Source organism: Chitinophaga skermanii (genome assembly GCF_003259335.1).
GTDB classification, from domain to species: domain Bacteria; phylum Bacteroidota; class Bacteroidia; order Chitinophagales; family Chitinophagaceae; genus Chitinophaga; species Chitinophaga skermanii.
Genome location: NZ_QLLL01000006.1, coordinates 416,179 through 440,176 on the forward strand (window position 1 = coordinate 416,179; position 23,998 = coordinate 440,176).

The 23,998-nt window shown below is 42.1% G+C and carries 20 protein-coding genes; 5 read left to right on the plus strand and 15 right to left on the minus strand.

Translation table 11 applies throughout. The features are described 5' to 3' along the window. Nucleotides 1-343 precede the first annotated feature (343 nt). Entirely contained in the window at nt 344-1,522 is a 1,179-nt protein-coding gene (locus LX64_RS17460; protein WP_245952718.1) for an AIR synthase related protein, read from the minus strand. A gap of 281 nt (nt 1,523-1,803) precedes the next feature. Between LX64_RS17460 and LX64_RS17465 the strand changes: the two genes are divergently transcribed. Next, nucleotides 1,804-2,742, plus strand: coding sequence for a bifunctional riboflavin kinase/FAD synthetase (locus tag LX64_RS17465; protein WP_111598963.1), 939 nt, complete (start codon nt 1,804-1,806; stop codon nt 2,740-2,742). A 116-nt stretch (nt 2,743-2,858) separates the two neighbouring features. On the opposite strand, the gene LX64_RS17470 is transcribed toward LX64_RS17465, so the two are convergent. The 3 genes from LX64_RS17470 to LX64_RS17480 form a co-directional block, all read right to left on the minus strand. Continuing rightward, nucleotides 2,859-3,725, minus strand: a complete 867-nt coding sequence (locus LX64_RS17470; RefSeq protein ID WP_158538660.1) for an EamA family transporter — start codon at nt 3,723-3,725, stop codon at nt 2,859-2,861. A gap of 213 nt (nt 3,726-3,938) precedes the next feature. Further along, complete coding sequence (gene holA, locus LX64_RS17475) at nt 3,939-4,934, minus strand: DNA polymerase III subunit delta (protein ID WP_111598965.1); 996 nt, start codon at nt 4,932-4,934, stop codon at nt 3,939-3,941. 53 nt (nt 4,935-4,987) lie between these two features. Beyond that, the gene (locus LX64_RS17480) at nt 4,988-5,716 is read right to left on the minus strand and encodes a ribonuclease H-like domain-containing protein (protein WP_111598966.1); all 729 of its coding nucleotides are present in this window, start codon (nt 5,714-5,716) and stop codon (nt 4,988-4,990) included. Nucleotides 5,717-5,819: 103 nt separating this feature from the next. On the opposite strand from LX64_RS17480, the gene LX64_RS17485 reads away from it, so the two are divergent. Continuing rightward, nucleotides 5,820-6,791 (plus strand): hypothetical protein, encoded by a 972-nt coding sequence (locus tag LX64_RS17485; RefSeq protein WP_111598967.1) that lies wholly within the window; start codon nt 5,820-5,822, stop codon nt 6,789-6,791. Between the two features lie 363 nt (nt 6,792-7,154). Next, nucleotides 7,155-7,553, plus strand: coding sequence for a response regulator (locus tag LX64_RS17490; protein WP_111598968.1), 399 nt, complete (start codon nt 7,155-7,157; stop codon nt 7,551-7,553). Nucleotides 7,554-7,662: 109 nt separating this feature from the next. Here the strand turns inward: LX64_RS17490 and LX64_RS17495 are convergent, their stop codons facing one another. Beyond that, nucleotides 7,663-9,303, minus strand: a complete 1,641-nt coding sequence (locus tag LX64_RS17495) for an ABC-F family ATP-binding cassette domain-containing protein (RefSeq protein WP_111598969.1) — start codon at nt 9,301-9,303, stop codon at nt 7,663-7,665. Between the two features lie 156 nt (nt 9,304-9,459). Here LX64_RS17495 and LX64_RS17500 point away from each other — a divergent pair, with 156 nt between their 5' ends. Continuing rightward, nucleotides 9,460-10,014 carry an HdeD family acid-resistance protein gene (locus tag LX64_RS17500; protein ID WP_111598970.1) on the plus strand — a complete coding sequence of 185 codons (555 nt, stop codon included), beginning with the start codon at nt 9,460-9,462 and terminating at the stop codon, nt 10,012-10,014. 49 nt (nt 10,015-10,063) lie between these two features. Here the strand turns inward: LX64_RS17500 and LX64_RS17505 are convergent, their stop codons facing one another. Then, on the minus strand, nt 10,064-10,279 hold the full coding sequence (locus LX64_RS17505; RefSeq protein WP_111598971.1) for a hypothetical protein: 216 nt from the start codon (nt 10,277-10,279) through the stop codon (nt 10,064-10,066). A 289-nt stretch (nt 10,280-10,568) separates the two neighbouring features. Between LX64_RS17505 and LX64_RS17510 the strand changes: the two genes are divergently transcribed. Next, nucleotides 10,569-12,002 carry an amino acid permease gene (locus tag LX64_RS17510; RefSeq protein ID WP_111598972.1) on the plus strand — a complete coding sequence of 478 codons (1,434 nt, stop codon included), beginning with the start codon at nt 10,569-10,571 and terminating at the stop codon, nt 12,000-12,002. Nucleotides 12,003-12,337: 335 nt separating this feature from the next. Here LX64_RS17510 and LX64_RS17515 read toward each other — a convergent pair whose 3' ends face one another. From LX64_RS17515 to LX64_RS17555, 9 genes are all read right to left on the minus strand, one after another. Then, nucleotides 12,338-13,153: a mechanosensitive ion channel family protein gene (locus LX64_RS17515; RefSeq protein WP_111599106.1), complete on the minus strand. Its 816-nt coding sequence runs from the start codon at nt 13,151-13,153 to the stop codon at nt 12,338-12,340. Between the two features lie 118 nt (nt 13,154-13,271). Then, complete coding sequence (locus LX64_RS17520) at nt 13,272-15,398, minus strand: S9 family peptidase (protein WP_111598973.1); 2,127 nt, start codon at nt 15,396-15,398, stop codon at nt 13,272-13,274. 123 nt (nt 15,399-15,521) lie between these two features. Next, on the minus strand, nt 15,522-16,910 hold the full coding sequence (locus tag LX64_RS17525) for a Gfo/Idh/MocA family protein (protein WP_111598974.1): 1,389 nt from the start codon (nt 16,908-16,910) through the stop codon (nt 15,522-15,524). 951 nt (nt 16,911-17,861) lie between these two features. Further along, nucleotides 17,862-18,608 carry a succinate dehydrogenase/fumarate reductase iron-sulfur subunit gene (locus LX64_RS17530; protein WP_170132821.1) on the minus strand — a complete coding sequence of 249 codons (747 nt, stop codon included), beginning with the start codon at nt 18,606-18,608 and terminating at the stop codon, nt 17,862-17,864. A 50-nt stretch (nt 18,609-18,658) separates the two neighbouring features. After that, complete coding sequence (locus LX64_RS17535) at nt 18,659-20,632, minus strand: fumarate reductase/succinate dehydrogenase flavoprotein subunit (protein ID WP_111598976.1); 1,974 nt, start codon at nt 20,630-20,632, stop codon at nt 18,659-18,661. 31 nt (nt 20,633-20,663) lie between these two features. Next, on the minus strand, nt 20,664-21,350 hold the full coding sequence (locus tag LX64_RS17540; protein WP_111598977.1) for a succinate dehydrogenase cytochrome b subunit: 687 nt from the start codon (nt 21,348-21,350) through the stop codon (nt 20,664-20,666). 144 nt (nt 21,351-21,494) lie between these two features. Beyond that, complete coding sequence (locus LX64_RS17545; RefSeq protein ID WP_111598978.1) at nt 21,495-22,058, minus strand: hypothetical protein; 564 nt, start codon at nt 22,056-22,058, stop codon at nt 21,495-21,497. Nucleotides 22,059-22,184: 126 nt separating this feature from the next. Continuing rightward, nucleotides 22,185-22,997, minus strand: a complete 813-nt coding sequence (gene murQ, locus LX64_RS17550; RefSeq protein ID WP_111598979.1) for an N-acetylmuramic acid 6-phosphate etherase — start codon at nt 22,995-22,997, stop codon at nt 22,185-22,187. A gap of 27 nt (nt 22,998-23,024) precedes the next feature. Then, complete coding sequence (locus LX64_RS17555; protein ID WP_111598980.1) at nt 23,025-23,873, minus strand: N-acetylglucosamine kinase; 849 nt, start codon at nt 23,871-23,873, stop codon at nt 23,025-23,027. Between the last annotated feature and the right edge of the window lie 125 nt (nt 23,874-23,998).

The window sequence follows — 23,998 nt, forward strand, 5'->3', positions numbered from 1 at the left end:
ATTTTAACCACCCTACCCCCTACCTGCGTGCCGAATTATGCCGGATTCCTTTGCAATCAAATGATTTACATAATGTTACAAGGAGTAGAACTAGCTCAAAAACAGTTAACGTATTGATTTACAGATGTATAAATAGGCCGGGGATAGGCTTAGGATAGGCTTGAGATAGGCTTGAGATAGGGTCGAGATAGGCAAAGGATAGGGTCGAGATAGGGTTAAGATAGGCAAAAGATAGGTTTACACTCCATCCATATCGAAGTATGCATAGTCACTGTATAATGTACAAAGGCCGTTTCTACAAGGTAGAAACGGCCTTTGCCTATGATTTTCTGTTAGTTAGCGCTTACGCGTATACGAATTCACCGAATTCGCTTCTAACAGTTACTTGTTTATGTTCGCTAGCTTCCACTCTACCTACAATTTGCGCAGGAATACCAAAGCTTTCTGAAATAGCGATGATTTCTTGGGCAATTTCTGCCGGTACATACAATTCCATTCTATGCCCCATGTTGAATACTTGGTACATTTCTTTCCAGCTGGTACCAGATTGTTCTTGGATGAGCTTGAATAATGGCGGAATTGGGAAGAGGTTATCTTTAATAACGTGTAAGTTCTCGATGAAATGGAGCACTTTGGTTTGTGCACCACCGCTACAATGTACCATACCGTTGATTTGTGAACGGTACAATTCCAATATCTTCTTAATCACAGGCGCATAGGTTCTTGTTGGTGACAATACCAATTTACCGGCATCTACGGTACCAAAGCCCGGTACTTCGATAGGATCGGTTAAATTTTTACTACCAGAGAACACGACTTCCTGCGGAATACCTGGATCAAAGCTTTCAGGGAATTTTGCAGCGATTTGCTTGTTAAATACATCATGGCGAGCAGAGGTTAAGCCATTGCTGCCCATACCGCCATTGTATTGGCTTTCGTAAGTAGCTTGGCCGTAGGAAGCCAACCCTACCACAACATCACCTGCTTTAATGCGATCGTTAGAAATCACATCGCTTCTTTTCATTCGGCAAGTTACCGTAGAATCCACGATGATGGTACGTACAAGGTCGCCCACATCGGCGGTTTCGCCACCTGTAGAGTAAATACCGATTCCATGTGAACGTAATTCTTCCAACACTTCCTCGGTGCCGTTGATGATAGCAGCGATTACTTCACCTGGTACGAGGTTTTTATTACGACCAATAGTAGACGATAACAAGATATTATCGGTAGCGCCTACGCAAAGGAGATCGTCGATGTTCATGATAATAGCATCTTGTGCAATACCACGCCAAACGCTAATATCACCGGTTTCTTTCCAATAAGTATATGCCAAAGATGATTTGGTACCTGCGCCATCGGCGTGCATAATGTTGCACATCTCGGCGTCGCCACCTAAAATATCTGGAATAATTTTACAGAAAGCCTTCGGGAATAATCCTTTATCGATGTTTTTGATGGCATTGTGCACATCTTCTTTGCCGGCCGACACACCGCGTTTTGCGTACAGGTTCTGGTCCACTTGTAGTATAATTGTATTAGTTAAGTACGAATTCAAAGTGCAAAAGTACATTTTTGCGGGTACAGTAGAAGAGAAAATGTACATTATAATGTACATTTTTATGTTTAGCATGTTCATACGATACTTACCTATAGGCTGATTGCAAGCGAAAAAGTTGGGAGCAAAAGCAGGGGGTATAGTAATAAAATACCGGCGAACACTTTAAACTATTGAGGAATATGCGTAAATCGATTAGATTTGCGTTTACCCTTCGGGGGAATTTGGGAATTTGAAGTTTTACCATGCAGGTTCATCGCGATTTACAACAACTACCGGCTTTTAGGAATGCAGTGATTACCATCGGCACATTTGATGGCGTGCATTACGGCCATAAGCATATTATACAACAGTTAAAGCAGGCAGCACAGGCATGTGGTGGCGAATCGGTGGTAGTTACCTTCGATCCGCATCCGCGGGAGGTATTAATGCCTGGCGATACCAGCGTGCGTTTGCTCACTACCTTGGAAGAGAAGATCGAGTTATTAAGTCAAGAACAGGTGGATCACCTGGTGGTGGTGCCATTTACGAAGGCTTTTTCCGAATTATCTGCACAGGCTTACTTAGAAAATTTCTTGATCCAGCGCTTTAACCCGCATACCATCATTATTGGGTACGATCACCGTTTTGGGCATAACCGGGAAGGTGGTTTGCATTTACTGGAAGCTGAGCAAAATAAATACGGTTTTTGCTTGATCGAGATTCCACAGCAAGTGGTGGATGATTTAACCGTTAGTTCTACCAAAATTCGTAATAGCTTGAAAGTAGGCGATATTACCTTGGCGAATGAATTGCTTGGGTATCCTTATTTCTTGGGTGGCACTGTTATACATGGTGATAAAATGGGTCGCCAATTGGGTTTTCCTACGGCGAACATTGGTTTGAACGACCCACGTAAACTGATTCCTGCGCAAGGTGTATATGCTGTTAAAGTATTTGTGGGGGAAGAAAGAAGGGAGTTGAATGGTGTATTGAACATTGGTACACGCCCTACTTTTAATGGTAAAGAATTGCGTATCGAAGTGCATATTTTTGATTTCAATGAAGACATTTACGACCAACCCATCCGGGTAGCCTTTATGGCTTACCAGCGAGAAGACCGTAAGTATGATAATATTGATGCCTTGGTATCACAAATACGTGAAGATGCCTATACTGCCCGCGAAATTCTAGGCATCGCGTAAGCACTACAGCTGAAGCGAGCGTGGCAACGAATGCTGCACAAAGCAACCAACGATCACTCACAAAATATATTTATCATAGTATAAAATACCCGGGCTATACACCCGGGTATTTTTATTTACCTCGTTTTCATATACACAATCGACGCTAGCAACAAACCTACGCCCCACCATTGCAAGCTTGCAATGGGTTCGTGCAGGATAACACAGGCACTGATAATTGCCACCGGTAATTCGGCCGTCATAATAACAGCACTTTTACCGGCACCAATCTTCGGAATGCCGCCGGCAAAGAGTAAAGGCGGTATAATGGTGCCGAAGAAAGCCAATAAAATTACCCACCGGAATAGCTGGAGATTCCAACACTGCGCAGCGATTAATCCTGGGAAGGTGATAATACTTAGTGTAATCACCGACCCTAGCATAGCGTACATGCTTCGCGTAATGGATGTACCTCCGGTTTGCGGTAAGCGGGCGTTGAGTACTACGTACCCAGCGTACATCAAAGCCGACAAAGTGGCCAGTGATAAGCCTTTCCAATGAATATTGGTACTATCTTGTAAACCACTGGCTAAATAAGTGGCTAATAAAATAATGGTAATAATGCCTAATTGTTGTTGGCTGGGCCGCTTTTTAAATAAGCACCATTCCAATAACACGCTCATCCAAGTAAATTGCATTAAGCAAATGATGGCTACCGATGCAGGAATGTATTTCACGCTTAAGTAATACACGTAAGAGGTTAGCCCAATACAGCCACCAGATACGATTACGAGCCATTTACTTTTCCCTTGCAGCGGTAATACCTTATTAGTAGTGGTTTTCGTAAACAAAGAGAAAATCCATAAGCAGCAAAACCCAATAAGTGCTTGCATAACAGCAATTACTTCAATGGCATAGCCATCCCAATAGGCCAATTTCACAATAGTAGATAATATCCCGTAGCTGCATGCACCTACGAATACCATCCAGGTATATTTCGACATGTTAAATATGCGGTTGTAATAAAATGAATAAAGAGAATTTTGATTTGCGTAGGCACGCAAGCAACCGCAGCATGAAAAACTCATGCGGAGAAGAGAATATTAATAATTCTATGAAACCTTTTGCAGTTGCGCGTTTTAGCGAACTACTACTGGCGGAGGTAAAACGTTTCTTAATACTTGCATATACTATATTATTACTACGAATGTAGGCAATTAATTCATCATTCTATACATCAACTCTTTCAGCAATTCGCCATCTTCTACACCGGCATCGTTCACGCCAATGCTGCGTAGGTTGTAGTTGTGCAGCAACAAAATGGCTTTTTCCGTGCCTTCTAAACCGTAATTATTGGCAGCACGCATGTAATCCTTTAAGAAGAATGGGTGAACACCTAGGGCTGAAGCCATTTCCTTTTCGCCGCCCTTCACGCTGAAGAGCATGTTCAGTTTGCTAAAGAAGTTGTACAAGGCGGGGATTGTCATTTGAATAGGTGCCGCTTTGGGATTGGCGGAAAAGTATTGCACGATGCGCATTACTTTTTGCATATCCTTGGCTCCTACCGCGTTCTGAAGTTCGAATACGTTGTATTCTTTACTGATACCTACATATTTTTCAATATCATTCTCGTCGATCTTTTTGCCTCCTGGTAAGTTCACGAGCAGCTTTTCCAATTCGTTGGCAATACGGCTAAGGTCGTTCCCAATGTGGTCGGCCAGTAAAATGCCTGCTTTTTGCGAAATGGCGCGGCCCAAGGTACCTACGTAGGCGTCGATCCAACTGGGGAGTTGATTGTCGTACATTTTTTTTGTCGACATCATCACGCCCTTTTCTTTGATCAATTTCGCTGTTTTACTGCGGCCGTCGATCTTGCCTTGTTTGTGCGCAACAACGAAGATGGTGGAGCTAAGCGGGTTATCGATATACGCTTCGAGCTTGAGTAAGTCGCGCATAGCTTGCGCTTCTTTGAGGATGACCACTTGAAATTCTGCGAACATGGGATAGCGGCGGCAAGCGTTAATAACGGTCGACCAGTCGGTATCTTTCCCGTACAACACGGTTAAGTTAAAACCTCTTTCACTTTCGGGCAGCAAATGATGTTCGGCGTAGTTTACTACCTGGTCGATAAAGAAATCTTCTTCACCTTCCAACCAGTACAATGGGCGGAACTTCTTTTGTTTCCAGTCTTTTATAATTTCTTGGTAATCCATGCGAGCGTAATGATGAATGCAAAACTATTGGTTTCCGGGGCGATTGCCAACGGTTAATTGCCGATGATCGTCACTTCATTGTCGTTTAGTAGCGGCATGTGTTTAAAACGCAGTAATAATTGGGCGACGGTGAGTACATCTTTTTGGCAATATTCGCTGATTCTTTTAAGGTCGTGCTTTTCCCAGTATACGGAGGCGACCATAGAACCGTCGATATCGTCTTTGGGAGACGGGATACCTAGAACGGCGGCTAGGAGTTTCAGCGAGGTGTAGTTTTTAAAATCGCCGAATCGCCAGATTTGCATGGTATCGAGCATGGGCATTTCCCATGGTTTGAGGCCATGTATTTGCAAAGCTGGGGGCAATATAAGGCCTTTGATAATGGCGCGGCGACAGATATAAGGAATATCGAAGTCTTTTATATTATGCCCGGCGAATTGGAAGCGTGGGTATTTGAGATGGAACTTTTGCACGAGTTCTAGGAATTCGGTGAGTACGATTTGTTCATCATCGTTAAAAAACGATTTGATACGAAAGTTGTATTTTCCGTTTTCCACATAAAAGAACCCCACTGAAATACAGACGATTTTGCCAAACTCGGCGTATATTCCTGCTTTTTCGAAGTAGCCTGGTTGCGGTTCTCCAGATTCTGGCGCAGTTTTTGTAAATTTCTCCAACCAGAGGTCTTGCATCTCTCCAGGCAGTTCTGAAAACGAGGGTACCAGCGGTGTGGTTTCGATGTCGAGCAATAATAATTGATCTAAGGCTACGTTATTTAGCACTGTATTAAGAATTTGCCTGCGTAATTTAACTAAAATGAAAACAACGTTGTATTTCAGTTAAAAATTTTACCCATACAAACAATCAATTTAAAATAGCAACACTATGGCGGAAAACACTTTCAATACCGGTACGCCCGGTCCAAGTTCGTCAGGTTCTGAAAAACCAAAAAGCAATAAGAACGGGATTATCTACGGTGTACTTATTGCAGCATTATTAGGTACTTGGGGTTATATGTTCTATGATAAGGACAAAACTCAACAAACTATCACTACTACAGAAAACCGTCTTGATAGCGTTTCCTCTGCGCGTGATGAACTGCAAAGCGAATACTCTGCTGCACAAGCGCGCTTGGACGAATTAATTACGCAAAACTCGCGTATGGATAGCCTAGTTAAAACGAAAGACAAGGAAATCCAGGACATGAAATCTCGTATCAGCAGCATCTTATCTAACAAGAATGCTACACAAGCTGAGTTAGCGGAAGCACGCAGATTGATTGAACAATTGAAATCTAACATCGAATCTTACACGGCAACTATTGAGCGTTTGGAAGGCGAGAAAATCGTTTTAACAGGCGAACGTGATGTGGCTCGTAAGGAAAGAGATTCTGTACAAGTTGTAAAAGAAGGCTTAGACAAGAAAGTAGATTTAGGTTCAGTTTTACATGCATCTAACATCAAATTAACGCCGTTATTATTAAAACGTAATGGTAAAGAAGTAGAAACTTCAAAAGCGAAAAAAGCCGACATGATGCGTGTTACATTCGATTTGGATGAAAACCGTATTGCTCAAACAGGTGATAAAGACATCTTTGTAGCTATTACAGCTCCAGATGGTACACCATTAGCTGTTGAGGCGTTAGGTTCTGGTAAATTCACTTTAGAAGACGGTACTGAAAAATTATATACTGTTAAACAAACCGTAGCTTACACACAAGGCGAGAAAACCGCTGTGAAAATGGATTGGAAACAAAATTCTGATTACAAAGTAGGCGATTACAGCGTAGAGATTTACCATAACGGTTACAAAATCGGTCAAGGTAAAGTAACGTTGAAAAAAGGCGGCTTGTTCTAGTAGATCAGCATTCGTTAAACCTCAACATAAAATCATGCTCAACGCACTCGTTTATACGGGTGCGTTTTTTTATTTTTGGGAGGAAGGAAGGATCGCTTACTAATGAAAATGTTGCTTCTTGGGGGACTTATTAAATTTGTTAAAGATTGGTTATTGCATTTATATTATATATAAAAATAAAATAAAATTAACTTTCTTTGCCACAGATTTCTAAAATAGGTTGATTGTGCCAGTTAAGCTAATAACATTATGAAACCATGACCCTTTTTACCCACGAATACGGAGAAAAAAGTTGCATGTTTTTGACATCCCAATTCAGCGAACACACCGGCAATAAAGGAAGCTACCCGAAATAAATCAGTCATGGCAAATACGAATAAAAAAATCTATGTTATAGATGACGACGAGATTTTTCATTTCATTATTAAAAAAATGTTTGGCCTCCAGGGTTGGGGGGATGTATCCATCTCTTCTTTCTTGTGTGCCGAAGAAGCCATCGAGGAATTGAATGCATACACCGAAACTACGTTGCCTTCACTTATCATTCTCGACATGAACATGCAACGCATGAACGGTTGGGATTTTATTGATGCGTTTAGAGAATTGAAATCGAAATTAAGCAAGGAAGTACCTATTATTATGTGTTCATCGAGTACGAACTTAGCCGATATGGAGAAAGTAAAGAAAACGCCGGAACTCATGGCCTACATTACTAAGCCTTTAGACAAAAGTAAGATGAGCATGATTGCGAAATACTTATAAAGGCTTACCATTACCAACTTTAAAAAAAATGCATTGGCTTCGGCCGAAAATGAAAAAGGATAAGAGAGAGCTCTTATCCTTTTTTTATTACCAAGAATGTAATTGCACATTAAGCAGTTACTTGCTCAGCGTACATTTCTTCACGCAAAGCTTTCACGCGATCATCCGCTAAGTATTCGTCGAACGTCATTAAACGATCGATGATACCTTTTGGTGTGATTTCGATAATACGGGTTGCTACCGACTGCATAAACGTATGGTCATGCGTAGTGAACAACACGATACCTTTAAAGTTGATCATGCTTTCGTTGAAAGATTGGATGGATTCCAAGTCCAAGTGGTTCGTAGGTTCATCTAAGATCACTACGTTTGGATCTTGCAACATCATGCGGGAAAGCATACAACGTACTTTTTCACCACCGCTCAATACTTTCGTTTTCTTCATGATTTCGTCGCCGCTGAACAACATTTTACCTAAGAAACCGCGTAAGAATGGTTCATCTACATCGGTAACGTGCGGAGGTACGTATTGACGTAACCAGTCCATCAAGTTATAATCTTCTGTAAAGAATTGGCTGTTTTCGTTCGGCAAGTAGGCTTTCGTTACCGTGGTACCCCATTCTAATTTACCGCCATCTGCTTCCATTTCACCGTTAATAACTTCGAAGAAAGTGGTTAAAGCTAAGTGGTCTTTACTGAGGAAAGCAACTTTATCGCCTTTATTGATAGAGAAAGAAACATCTGAGAATAGTTTACGACCGTCGACAGATTTTTCAAGTTTCTCAACATTCAAGATTTGGTTACCAACTTCGCGCAATTGTTTGAAGATGATACCTGGGTATTTACGGTTAGAAGGTTCGATATCTTCCACCACCAATTTTTCCAACGCTTTCTTACGAGAGGTGGCTTGTTTGGATTTAGAAGCGTTCGCAGAGAAGCGCGCGATGAAGTCGAGCAAATCTTTACGTTTTTCTTCGATCTTCTTGTTTTTATCGTTCATCTGGCGGGCCATCAATTGAGAAGACTCGTACCAGAATGAGTAGTTACCGGTGAAGATTTTGATTTTTGCACGGTCAACATCCGCTACGTGAGTACAAACGGCATCGAGGAAGTGACGATCGTGGGACACTACGATTACAATGTTTTCGTAACCACCGAGGAAGTTTTCTAACCATCCGATCGTTTCAACGTCCAAGTCGTTCGTAGGCTCATCGAGTAATAGGATATCTGGGTTACCAAATAAAGCTTGTGCTAAGAGCACACGCACTTTCAGGTTACCGCTGATATCTTTAAGGAGGGTGCTGTGTAATTCTTCTTTAACGCCGAGGTCGCCCAATAGAACGCCTGCATCGCTTTCAGCAGTATAACCGCCCATTTCACCGAACTCTGCTTCGAGTTCACCTGCACGCATACCATCTTCTTCGGTAAAATCTTCCTTCGCATAAATAGCGTCGCGCTCGGCAGCGATTTCTGCGAGTTTCTTATTACCCATCAACACTGTTTGAAGCACTGTCATTTCATCGAATTCGAAGTGGTTTTGCTTCAAAACGCTCATGCGTTCGCCTGGGGTGATCTCAACCGTACCTTTATTAGGTTCGATTTCTCCTGAAAGTATTTTCAAGAAAGTAGATTTACCTGCACCGTTGGCACCGATTACGCCGTAACAGTTGCCTTTGGTGAAATTCAGGTTTACTTCGTCGAACAATACACGCTTCCCAAAAGAGAGGGATACATTTTTAACGCTAATCATGCTTGGTAAAAAAAATTTTGAAGCCGCAAAGTTACAAAAAAATATCTGCCTTTTTTGTTAAAGAAATATTAGTTATATCGCTTTGATCCCGAACAATTTAGCGAAACGGGTTGTTAGCCCTGTGTACCCTTCTTTTCTAAACCCAAAATTTCGGATATGTTGCACGAACTAGCAAAAAACTGGTGGCTATTTGTTCTCCGGGGCGTTTTCGCGATTATTTTCGGACTAATCGCTTTCTTCTGGCCAGGCATTACCCTTACCATTTTAACGATTTTCTTAGGGGCTTACTTGTTGGTCGACGGTATTTTCACCTTTATTTATGCTTTCCAGGTGAAGAAACAGGAATCGCAATGGTGGGTATATTTACTGGAAGGCTTACTGGGCGTGGCCGCCGGTATCTTAATCCTCAGCTGGCCTGGGATTACGGCTTTATATATCGTATTCCTTGTAGCATTTTGGGCGATTGTAACCGGTATTTTGGAAATTATTGCCGCTATTCGCCTCCGGAAGGTTATTAACAACGAATGGATGTTGATCCTTGCAGGTATTCTCTCGATCATATTCGGGGTGTTGATCTTCTCCCAACCGATTACTGGCGCGGTGGTGATCGCTTGGTGGATCGGGATTTACGCTATTTTGTTCGGGGTAATGTTAATATCTGTGGGTGTTAAGCTGAATAAATACCATAAGAGCCATTCTCATTCACATTAGGTTATAATAGTAATTAAATAAAAAAGTGCAGGGTTAACCCTGCACTTTTTTATTTAATGGGAACATATATGTTCAGGGTGCCTGCTTTTACGGTAACGCCTTGATTACCTTGCTGATCTTGAAGTTTTATAGCTGTTTCTACTGTTACTCCTAATGCGTCGGCTAATAATTCGGAATTTAAGCCTTGTAATAAATTTGCCCTTAATTGTACGCCACCATTAATGGTCATCATTTCTGCTTGTGTAAGCGTTTGCATGGTATTCATATGATACTGTTTAGAATTAAAAAATACTGTATATCAGTTAGTTATAACTTTATTTCAACAAATTATAAATTTTCAAATCCCTAACTCGCACTTATTCGTAGATATATTTACCTTATTAGAAAATCATTTGTGATGAATTTCCGCTGGTGTTTTCACGCTGGCGGATTTTTTATATACTTATATAACTACTGTTACAGGAGAATTGGCCTAGAAATTCTTTCTTATAAATGATTAGTTTATTAATTTCCCATAATTATCACATATTGCAACCTTACCTAGAACTTCAACATTGAAAGCAACACTCGAAAAAAAGGACGACCAAAAACTACAGAGAGGTTTACAAAACAGGCATATCCAACTGATTGCACTCGGTGGCGCTATCGGCACCGGTTTGTTCCTCGGCATTGGTCCTGCCGCAGTATTGGCGGGCCCATCAGTTATTTTAGGCTATGCATTAGCCGGTATCATCGCGTTTTTTATTATGCGCCAATTGGGTGAAATGGTGGTAGAAGAACCTGTGAGCGGGAGCTTCAGTCATTTCGCTTACAGCTATTGGGGTAAATTCGCCGGCTTTTCGTCGGGCTGGAACTATTGGGTTTTGTACATATTAGTAAGTATGTCGGAACTAACAGCCGTTGGTATTTATGTGCAGTTTTGGTGGCCTGAGATTCCTTTATGGGCATCGAGTTTATTCTTTTTTGTGACGATCAATGCCTTGAACCTGGGTTCTGTGAAGGTGTATGGTGAAGCTGAATTTTGGTTTTCGATTATTAAAGTGGTAGCCATTATTGCTATGATTGTATTTGGGGTGTACTTGCTACTTAGTGGTACAGGCGGCCCGAATGCAACGCTGTCGAACTTATGGAACGACGGTGGTTTCTTCCCGAAAGGTTTATTACAACACGATGGGAATGGCAATTACCAAGGTTTATTTTCGGCTATTGCGTTAATCATGTTCTCGTTTGGGGGACTTGAATTAATTGGGATTACGGCAGCAGAAGCTGATCAACCTGAAAAAACGATCCCTAAAGCTACGAACCAAGTAATTTACCGTATCCTCATTTTCTATGTAGGTGCGTTAATTATCTTGTTTGCCCTTTCTCCATGGAAACAAATTACCAGCGATAGTAGTCCTTTCGTAATGGTGTTCGATAATTTAAAAGGGTTCCAATTCACGCTTTTCGGTAAAACTATTTACTTTACGAGTTTGATTGCAAACGCGTTAAACATTATTGTATTAACAGCAGCTTTATCGGTATATAATAGCTGTGTGTATAGTAACAGCCGCATGTTATACGGTTTGGCTCAACAAGGCAATGCGCCAGCATTCTTACGTAAGCTCAATAAAAACAGTGTACCCGTAAACGCGATTTTGATTTCGGGTTTATTTGCGGCTATTTGTATTGTGGTGAATAAATTAATGCCTGAAAAAGCATTGGAGATATTGATGTCGCTTGTAGTATCTTCTTTAATTATCAACTGGTTGATGATTAGCGTGGTGCATTTAAAGTTCAAGCAACAGAAAGGTTTACAGGGTATCAAAACAAAATTCCCCTCTTTCCTCTACCCTGTTTCCAACTATATCTGCCTCGTATTCTTGGTAGGTATATTGGTGATGATGTGGATTACGGGTATGAAACTACCGGTTGAATTGATCCCGGTATGGGTCGTATTCTTGTATGTTTGCTATTACCTGGTACAGCGCAAAAAGCAAACGAATTAACAGTTAATTATTCGCATAAAAATAGAACGGGGTGCGTGTTTCTTCAGAAACTGCACCCCGTTTTCACTTTGCATTCCTACTTATAATGATTGAAAACTTATGCGAACAAAATGCGTAGTATACCGGGTATACTACGCATGAAACCTATCAACCTATCCAGGATTTAATCAAAACCTGCAAGGCAATTAACCTTGGCCATTTGCGTTGCAGTACTAAGTAGATATACGTGCAATGCTTCTGCGCAGTTGTTAAATAGTTGTTATCCAGATTCTTACAATGCAATAAAAATGCGCAGTCGGAAACCCGGGCTGCGCATACTTGTATATAATATTTTACTAGGCCGAAACAGTTTTATTGACAGTTAGTGGGCCACGAACTTTATGCTCTACTAGCGCTCTTTGGATGTTTTGGTAAGCATCAAAATACACACCCCAATAATCATCGATCTTCGCTTGTGGGCGTACAATTAAAGTCATGTTGCCATCGGCATAATCCAGGATGCTAATTTGCGCAGGAGGATCTACTAGAATACGCTTGTCCTTATCTAACTCGTCGAGGATAATCTTCTTCACTTTCTCAAAATCTTCATCAAAAGCCACTTTCACCGTAAGATCGACCCGCAGCTTACCGGTTCTACTGGAATTGATAATATTCCCGTTCGATACAGCGCCATTGGGTAAAATGGCTATTTTGCCATCGCCCGTATGCAACACGGTGCTAAATATCTGTATTTCGGCTACTACGCCTGTAATTCCTTGTATGGTAACAATCTCTCCTACTTTAAAAGGTTTGAACATTAATATTAGCACCCCGCCGGCAAAATTGGCTAAACTACCTTGCAAAGCTAAACCTACGGCCAAACCAGCGGCACCTATTACGGCTACAAGGCTGGTAGATTGGAAACCTATCATGCCAGCTACCGAAATAATCAATAGTATTTTCAAGCCAATACTCACCAAGCTGCGCAGGAACGATTGTAGGGAAACATCGTGTCCTTTGTTGTGCATAATTTTGATGAGCAGCTGTTCTATCTTTTTAATCACCCACAAACCAATCACCAAAGTAAGTACTGCACCAATAAGCCTAGGCGTGAAGTCGGCCGCCCAGTTCACCATCCGGTTGATGTATAATTCGAGATTGGGTGTATCCATAAGCGTCATGTTTTTACAATAAGGAAATATGATATGGTATTGTTCAAATACAAACTTTGCACCATAAAAAAAAGCGCCCCTACTTGTAGAGACGCTTTTATATTGTAATACGGTTTGACTATTTAGAAATACCTTCCAAATCGAGCATGAACGCGTATTGGAGCGCTACTTCTTTCAAAGCGGTAAACCTTCCAGATGCACCGCCATGTCCTGCTTCCATGTTTGTTTTGAAGAGTAATACGTTGTTATCCGTTTTCATATCTCGGAGTTTGGCCACCCATTTTGCCGGTTCGAAGTATTGTACTTGGCTATCGTGCAAACCGGTGGTTACAAGCATATTCGGGTAGGCTTTCTTCTCTACGTTATCGTATGGTGAATATGACTTCATATAGTCGTAAGAATCTTTGTTCTTAGGATTGCCCCATTCGTCGAACTCGCCTGTTGTTAACGGGATGCTTTCATCGAGCATAGTTGTTACTACATCAACAAATGGTACAGCGGCAATTACACCGTGCCAAAGTTCTGGGCGCATATTAATAATGGCACCCATTAATAAACCACCGGCACTACCGCCAAGGGCATATAGGTGCTGAGAGGAAGTGTATTTTTCTTTCACCAAGTAATCGGCACAATCGATGAAATCGGTGAAGGTGTTTTTCTTCTTGAACATCTTTCCATCGTCGTACCATTGGCGACCCATTTCTTGTCCACCGCGAATGTGCGCAATGGCGTAAGCAAAGCCACGATCGAGCAAGCTGATACGGTTAGAGTTGAAACCGGCTTCTGTAGAGCTGCCGTAAGAGCCATAGCCATACATCAGCAATGGCCCGTTGCCATCTTTCTTGAAACCTTTCTTATAGACAATTGAAATAGGCACTTCTGTTCCATCTTTCGCTTTTGCTGAAACACGTTCGATGGTGTAGTTTTTAGGATCGTATCCACCGAGTACTTCTTGTTGTTTTTTCAACTCTTTCTCGCGTGTATCCATGTTGTAATCGAACGTACTATTTGGCGTTACCAACGACGCATAATTGTAGCGCAATACCTTTGTGTCGTATTCTGGATTTGCGCCTACACTTGCTACGTACGCGGCTTCACCGAAGTCGAGGTAATGTTCTTGTTTATTTGTAGGGTGCATGATACGCATTTGAGCCAAGCCACCTTTACGTTCTTTGATAACGATATAATCTTTGAACAATTCGATGCCTTCTAGTAATACATCGGCGCGGTGTGCTACAAACTCTTTCCAGTATTGTTTGCCGAATTGGGTTTCATTGGCCGTCATAATACGGCTGTTTTTCGCTTCCCAGTCGGTAATAATATAGAATTCATTTTCGCGGTGATCGATGTAATACAAATGATCTTTTTCACGAGGTTGGAACACGGTGAATTGTCCACCGGGTTTGTTAGCATCTAATATTCTTGCTTCTGTACTAACAGTGCTTTCGCTATTGATAACGATGTATTTTTTGGATTTTGTTTGATCCAACCACACCGTAAATGTTTCGTCTTTTTCGTGGTAAACGAGCTTGTCTTTAGCAGCGTCGTTCCCCAGTGTGTGTACGTAAATAGATTCTGAACGAAGTGTTACAGTATCTTTCTTTGCGTAGTAAATTGTTTTGTTATCGTTTGCCCACACCCAGTTACCTGTGAGTTTTGGGATTTGATCGGTGTAAGTTTCGCCGGTCGACAAATTTTTGACATGCATGGTATAATTTCTTCTTCCTACATCATCTACACCATACAACAACAAGTTATTATCGGGTGATACTCTTACCCCGGAAACGCTATAATAACCGTGCCCGGCAGCCATTACGTTTACATCAAGCATTACTTCTTCTTTTGCCTCTAAGCTGCCTTGTTTGCGGCAGAAGATAGGGTATTCTTTACCTTCTTCGTAACGGGTGTAGTAGAAATAGCCATTATCGAGTACCGGTACGCTTTCGTCGGTTTCTTTAATGCGGCCTTTCATTTCGTTGAAGAGTTTGTCTTGTAGTGTTTTGGTGTGAGCCATCATGGTGTCGAGGTATTTATTCTCGGCATCTAGGTAAGCGAGCACTTTAGGGTTTTCGCGTTCATTTAGCCAATAGTAGTTATCGACGCGCGTGTCGCCATGTTCTACAAGTTGTTTCGGGATCTTTTCCGCAACCGGAGGTTTTATGTCCATATTCATCTTTTTTTCTTTGGAAGGGGCATTGCATGCGCAGAGAGCCGCTAGTGCAATAATAGGTAATAGCTGTTTCATGATGATGGATTAGGCGTATAAATAAATGTAAGCATTTGCAGGCAAAAATGTTGCGATCGAATTATGCTATATAAAAAAGTGAAGCCTCGCAAGGGTTTGCGAGGCTTATAGATAATTTTTAGACTATCCTATAATGTCGATCTTTTTAGGATCCCATTGGATAATTTTCTTCTTGAAGTAGCTTTCATTCACGGCTAAAGCTGGGCCAGCGGCACGTAAACCAAATGAAGCATCTTCTACAACCGGTTTCCCAGAGCGAATTGCTTCGAAGAAATTCACGAAGTGATCGTAACGATCGTCGTATCCAGCAGGAGCATTATAACTATTGGTAGCAGCTTTTAATGGAGCAGCGGCTGCGCTGTATTTTTTGTTATAATCTTCGATGAATGCTTTTTGTTGTTCTTCGGTGAAAGTGCCAAATGTATCCCAACCGCCATAACCTGGTGCTTCTGGCAATTTGTGTTGTTTTACTTTGAAGTCGTTCCAACCCAGTTCAATTACACCTTCTGTACCTATAAGGCGCGTATATTCACCGCCACCACCGCCATCAGCGAAATTCACACGCAAGTTCATTTGGAATGCAGGGTGAGTATCGGTAGCTGGGTAGTCGAAAATCGCCACCATTACATCAGGGATATCGCGACCATCTTTCCATTGTACGAGGTTACCAGTAGCATAAATACGTTCAGGACCATTAGAATCGATCATGAAGTGTAAACCGGAGATTAAGTGTACGAATAAATCGCCCGGCACCCCAGTACCATAGGCTTGGTAGTTTCTCCAACGGAAGAAGCGAACGGGATCGAATGGTGTTTTAGCCGTATCTTTTAAGAAAGTATTGTAATCAATCGTTTTAGGATTGGCATCAGTTGGAATAGAGTACTGCCAAGCACCGAGTGCAGAATGGCGATCGATTTTAGCCTCTACGAAATTGAGTTGCCCAATAGCGCCCGATTGGTATAATTTCTTCGCTTCTGCCAATGCCACGCTACTTACTCTTTGGCTACCCACTTGGAATACAGCCTTTGTTTGTTTTTGCGTAGCGATAACTTGGTGACCTTCAGAGATTTTTTGCACCATGGGTTTCTCGCAGTATACAGCTTTCCCTTTTTTCATAGCATCGATAGAAATTGTATCGTGCCAGTGGTCTGGCGTTGCAACAATCACAGCATCAATGTCTTTTCTCTCTAATAACTCGCGGTAATCGCGTGTCGTAATCAATTGGTTTCCCCAGGTGGCTTTGGCTTTATCGAGGTGGCCTGTGTACAAATCTGCCACGCCTACGAGTTCCACACCTGGCACACGCAATGCGCATTTCACATCACCAAACCCCATGATCCCCATACCAATACCGGCAATACGGATCTTATCATTTGAGCTAACTTTTTTCTCGCCTTTAAGGGTATGCTTGATTTCGTTTGAAGCAGCCATGGCAGTGAGAGAACCTGCGCCAATGGCAGCGGCAGTAGCGCCGAGGTTTTGTAAGAATTTTCTACGGGAATTATTAGGCATATAAAAGCGTTTTTTTAGGAAGTATTAAGATAATAAGGAGGGATAAGTTTTGCAATTTTTTTATAAAGGTGGTATTTGAGAAGGTTTAGTGGTAGAAATGGTTGTTGCCGAAGGCGGAATTGCCGTAGGCGAGTGTTGCCGAAGGCGAGTGATGCCGTAGGCTGTTGTAAAAACTATTTCCTTAGGGTATTAGATAACCCATATTGATTTCTACTCAATTCTCTCTCCAATTTGTATAAGTATTTATTATCCCTTGCCGCTCCAGGGCCGCGGCGGTGGCCCCGTAATGTATTTCGGAATATGGTTCTGCGGGCCTTTAGCTACTATTAAGATTTTTGCGTCGTATTAGGCTATTGTAAATGATTAGGGTTCGGTAGGTCGGTTTTCCGCACAACCAAGTTTCCTCAACACATTACTGATAGGGGAAAATGCGGGTTATTCGTCTTGGTATACCTATTTCTTCTGATTTGTACATTAGAATTGGGCAAGCTCTATCTAAGTAGTAATGAATAGATTAATACCTATTTGATAAGCAAGTAATGAAGTGGATTTCTAATAAATGAAGTGTTCCAATCAAAAAAGCCCGCATTTTCCCCTATCAGTAATGTGTTGAGGAAACTTGGTTGTGCGGAACATGCGACAACCCAAAGCTCAGTAAAGCCACTTTCACTCATACGCCCTGCAATGCTTAATAGTAGCTAAAGGCCCGCAGAACCATATTCCGAAATACATTACGGGGCCACCGCCGCGGCCCTGGAGCGGCAAGGGATAAACAAGCGTAAGAATGAATAGAAAAGAATTGTAAGGAAAACAGAATGGGGAATAACCTAAATTTTTAAATACCTTTTATACTCGCCTACGGCATTGTTGGCCTGCGGCATCATTCGCCTGCGGCAAAAAAGAAAGGGGAAACGCTTTCGCATTTCCCCTCTAAAACAACTGTGATAATCTTTATTCTTGTGTGAACCCAGCGCGGATATACTCGCGGTTGAGTCTAGCGATATTTGAGATAGAGATACCTTTAGGGCATTCTGCTTCGCAGGCGCCGGTGTTTGTACAGCTACCGAATCCTTCTTTATCCATTTGAGCGAGCATGTTTAATGCGCGGTCTTTTCTTTCTGGATCACCTTGTGGTAACAAGGATAATTGGGACACTTTTGCAGATACAAACAACATAGCAGATGAGTTTTTACATGCTGCTACGCAGGCACCGCAACCGATACATGCTGCTGCTGCGAAAGCGGCGTCGGCACTTGTTTTATCTACGGGGATGCAGTTAGCATCTTGTGCGTTACCAGTATTTACTGAAATGTAACCACCAGCTTCAATAATACGATCGAAGGCAGTTCTGTCTACCATCAAATCTTTTAATACTGGGAATGCACCGGCGCGCCAAGGTTCTACCGTAATGGTATCGCCATCATTGTAAGCACGCATGTGTAGTTGACAAGTTGTCGTTTCATTCCATGGACCGTGCGCACGGCCATTGATATACATAGAACACATACCGCAAATACCTTCGCGGCAGTCGTGATCGAAAGCAATTGGTTCTTTCCCCTCGTTAATCAAGCGCTCATTCAACACATCAAACATTTCTAAGAAAGACATATCCTTAGAAACATCTGAAACCTGGAATGATTCAAAATGGCCCTGGTCTTGAGCGTTATTCTGTTTCCAAACTTTGAGTGTTAAATTCATATATAAAAGTTGAATGTTAAATGTTGCCGTTTTGTACGGATGATTAAGCCTTATTTGTAACTACGTTGACTTGGGTGTACGATTTCGAAGTTTAAGGCTTCTTTGTGCAATTCGAATTGGCTTTGGCCTTTGTATTCCCATGCAGCAACGTACGAGTAGTTATCGTCGTCACGTTTTGCTTCACCGTCTTCTGTTTGTGACTCTTCACGGAAGTGACCGCCACAAGACTCGTTACGGTTTAATGCATCCATACACATCAATTCACCTAGCTCTAAGAAATCTGCTACGCGGGCAGCTTTCTCTAATTCGGTATTGATACCTTCTGCTGTACCAGGAATGCGAACATCTTTCCAGAATTCAGCACGTAATGCTTGAATTTCTTTGATCGCTTCTTGCAAACCTTGTGCATTACGGGCCATACCACATTTATCCCACATGATTTTACCAAGGGCTTTGTGGAAATGGTCAACTGATTTCGTACCGTTGATCGTCATCAATTTCGTGATGATATCTTGTACACCTTTTTCTGCTTCTACGAAAGCTGGGTGATCGGTAGGAATTGGTTTAGTATGAATTTCGTCGGCTAAGTAGTTACCAATTGTGTAAGGAATTACGAAGTAACCATCTGCCAAACCTTGCATCAAAGCAGAAGCACCTAAGCGGTTTGCACCGTGATCAGAGAAGTTAGCTTCACCCAAAGCATACAAGCCAGGCACCGTTGTCATCAATTCATAATCAACCCATAAGCCACCCATTGTGTAGTGAACGGCAGGATAAATACGCATCGGAGTTTCGTAAGGGTTTTCACCGGTAATTTTCGCATACATGTCGAATAAGTTACCATATTTTTCCTTCACTACTTCTTTACCCATTACGATGATCTCTTCTTTCGAAGCGTGATCTTTACCGTGTTTATTGGCTTCAATTTTACCATAACGTTCGATCGCATCAGCGTAATCTAAGTATACGGCCATTTTAGATGTACCTACACCATAACCGGCGTCACATCTTTCTTTTGCAGCACGGCTCGCTACGTCACGAGGAACGAGGTTACCGAATGCTGGGTATCTTCTTTCCAAGTAATAATCCCTTTCTTCTTCAGGAATATCGCTTGGTTTACGGTTGTCGTCTTTTTTCTTAGGTACCCAAATACGGCCATCATTACGTAATGATTCCGACATCAAGGTTAATTTCGACTGGTGATCACCAGAAACTGGGATACAAGTTGGGTGAATTTGCGTGAAACATGGGTTACCGAAGTAAGCACCACGTTTGTGCGCTTTCCAAGCTGCAGTTACGTTAGAACCCATCGCGTTGGTAGACAAGAAGAACACGTTACCATAACCACCTGTACATAATAATACAGCGTGACCGAAGTGACGTTCTAATTTACCGGTAACTAAGTCGCGGGCAATAATACCACGTGCTTTACCATCTACCGTTACCACGTCTAACATTTCATGGCGACGGTACATTTTTACGTTACCAAGTGCAACTTGTCTTTCGATAGCTGAGTAAGCACCGAGTAACAATTGTTGACCTGTTTGACCGGCAGCGTAGAAAGTACGTTGTACTTGCGTACCACCGAATGAACGGTTACTTAACAACCCGCCATATTCGCGAGCGAAAGGAACACCTTGTGCCACGCATTGGTCGATAATGCTACCAGATACTTCAGACAAACGGTAAACGTTTGCTTCACGAGCGCGGTAGTCACCACCTTTAACGGTATCGTAGAAAAGACGGAAAACAGAGTCACCGTCGTTTTGGTAGTTTTTCGCAGCGTTAATACCACCTTGAGCGGCGATAGAGTGAGCGCGGCGAGGGCTATCTTGGAAACAGAATGCTTTTACTTTGTAGCCGAGTTCTGCGAGAGAAGCAGCGGCAGATGCACCAGCCAAACCGGTACCCACTACGATTACTTCGATTTTACGTTTATTCGCAGGGTTTACAAGTTTAACAGTGCTTTTATATTTACTCCACTTAGTTTCGAGCGGTCCGGCAGGAATTTTTGAATTCAACATAGAATCTTACTTTAACAGTAAAAAGTTAATCTTACATACAGAAATAGATGTACAATGGAATGGCAGCAAAGCCCACTGGGATTGCGATACCGAATAACCATACACCAACGAAGTTGATGATGCCATTGTATTTCTTGTGATTCAAACCAAATGTTTGGAATGCACTTTTAAAGCCATGGATCAAGTGGAATGATAAACCGATCATACCAATCACATAGATCACCACGATCCAAAGTTCCTTGAATGCAACGTGAACAGATTTGTACAGGTTAGCGTACTCTTTACCGTTTACATCATAAGTGATTTTGTCTAAATCACCATAGTGCATTGCATACCAGAAATCTTTCAAGTGGATAATGATGAAGATTAAAAGGATGCTTCCCATGATAGCCATTTGGCGGCTGTACCAAGAAGAAGTAGCATTTCCGGGCTGTACAGCATACTTCACCGGCCTAGCAGCACGGTTCTTAAAAGTAAGTTGTAATGCGAGGATGGCATGGAGGAGAATGACGATTTTCAAGCCCCAAGCAATGAATTGAATCAACCCATTGTGGCCCATAAAATCGGCATAAGCGTTGAAACCGCGGCCTTCGTCAGTCGACAACAAAGCGAAGTTACCCGCTAAGTGCACGATTACGAAGCTACATAAGAAAAAGCCGGTAGCGCCTACTAGCAACTTTTTACCAATCGAGGTACTAAAGAATTGTGACCATTTCATAAGATATGTTCTAAGCTTCCTTTTGTAATTTGATAAATTGAAATGACGGGCAAATTTATGACATGATTAATGAAATCCAAATGATATTTATCAGAAAAAACTGAAAGTTCTGAAAGTAATCCCAAGAATCCTCTTGTTTCTCGCCTAATCTAGGCGTTTCATCATCCAGTTATCTACCAAATTAAACAGGTGTTGGGGTTGAAAAGTTCGCCATTTAGGCTCTTCTAATACAGCTACATAGTTCTGTAAGCGGGCAGTTAAGAATTCTTGCTTGGTCTGTTCAGGCATATTCAGTGCCACTATCCAGCCTCCTTCGTCCTTAATATCGTCCCACCATTCCTCGTAATACGAGTCGTCTGAACTGAAAAAATTTAATACATTCTCGCAGATTAAGATATACTTGTAGATGCCATGGGCCTCTAAATCGTCGATAATTTCTCGTTTTAGGGTTTCGATGTTGTTCTCCACTGCATCATTCCACTCTCCTATCAATTCTATGATAGCATAGTTGAAATCGTAGTCAACAAACAAAATCTTGAGGTATAAGTTCGGAGCGCCAAAGTAATCCCATTGCGGGTGAATATAGTAGTTATACACCGTGTTACTATATTCAAATTCGCTATACTCGCGCCCAAAGAATGGCGACTGCTCGTCTTCTTCGGCCGTATACAAATGTCTCCAATTATAAAATGGTTCTATCTCGTGCATGCGGGCAAATTAATTATTTTGCCGATGATTTGCTTGTTGGAAGAATGGGATTTTTTTCTTAGAATAGGAAAGAAAAACCCCGTTCCGCAAGCAGAACAGGGCATTATATGAATTTTCTATTAAGCCTTATTTCAAGCTTTCCACTGCCTGCTTCACACTTCCGTGCTGCAATAACAGTGCTTTCGCTTTCTCATAATCGGTTTCCCCTATCTGCTCCATTAACATTTTCACCCCGCGGTCAACCAATTTATCGTTGCTCAGTTGCATATTCACCATCTTATTGTCTTCCACCCTACCTAACTGGATCATTACGGCTGTAGAAATCATGTTCAGCACAAGCTTTTGTGCCGTACCCGATTTCATGCGGGTACTACCCGTTACGAATTCTGGGCCCACTACCACTTCCACGGGGAAGTCGGCAGCTTTGGAAACAGGGGAATTAGGGTTACAAGAGATGCTGCCCGTTACGATACCATGTTCGCGGCATTTATCCAAGGCTGCAATTACGTACGGCGTGGTACCACTAGCTGCAATACCCACTACTACGTCTTTATTACTGATGTTATGTGCTTGTAAATCATCCCAACCTTGGTTGCGAGAATCTTCCGCAAATTCAACTGCCTTACGGATGGCGGTATCGCCACCGGCAATCAATCCTACGACTAAGCCATGGGGCACACCGAATGTAGGCGGGCATTCAGAAGCATCTACAATGCCTAGCCTGCCGCTTGTACCGGCGCCCATGTAAAACAATCTGCCACCTGCCAACATTTTATCGGCGATGGCTTTTACCAATGGCTCTATTTGCGGGATAGCTTTCTCCACGGCCATTGGTACGGTTTGGTCTTCTTTATTGATATTGGTAAGTATCTCGTTCACGCTCATTTGCTCTAAATGGCGGTAATGCGAGGTTTGTTCTGTCACTCTTACGAATTCCATAATATGTTGCGTCTTTTGCTATGCTGGTTATTTGTGATAGGCGATTAACCCGTCCATCGGGCTTTTCTGGATACTGCCGAGTTGTAATTCGTACAGGTCGCACAATTCTTGCAATATATCTTTGAAATGCCATGCTACGCTGCCGGTAAAGTATAGCGGTACCGTCCAGCTTTCGCGGTATTTATAAATATGGTTGAAGAAAAACTCGTTCAGGCAGTCTTCCAAGATATTTTCCACCATGAAATGGCCACGGTTTTCCGATAAAAACGGGGCGAAGGTAGATAAATAGCGGTTGGCCAAGGGTTTACGGTATACGTTGTCGAGTATATCGTCTTTTGATACTTTGAATTTATCATCAAAGCGGAAGCGAAGTTCCTCGTCGAAGGTGTTATAGAGGTAGTATTGAATAACTTTTTTGCCTAGGTAAGCCCCGCTGCCCTCGTCGCCAAGGATGTAACCCAAACCGGGATTATTCTTGATAATTTCCTTCCCATCATAATAGCACGAGTTGGAGCCCGTACCTAAAATACTGGCAATTCCTTTCTCATGGCCACATAAGCCGCGTGCAGCAGCCATAAGGTCGTGATTTACTTCCACATGAGCTTGATTCCATACACTTTTCAGGCTATCTTGTACTAGGCTGGCGTTTTTAGGCGACGCGCATCCTGTACCATAATAATGAACAGCATTAATGTCGAGCTTATGGGGTAATTGCGGTAGCAATTCCTGCTCTATGATATTAATGATTTGTTCGCCCGTTTGGAAATATGGGCTGATTCCTTGTGTGAAGAAGGATGCATGGGTATCCCCGTTCATTAAGCACCATTCCGTTTTTGTTGAGCCACTGTCTGCGACCAGTGCAACTTTTGTAGGCATACCTCGTTTAATTTAGGAAATTAAAAGATAGGTGGATGAAGAATTGATATTGAATATCCTATTTTTGCCACAAGTTAAGGAAATCGGTTTCACATTAGCAAATTATAACAAACCAAGTTCCGGGA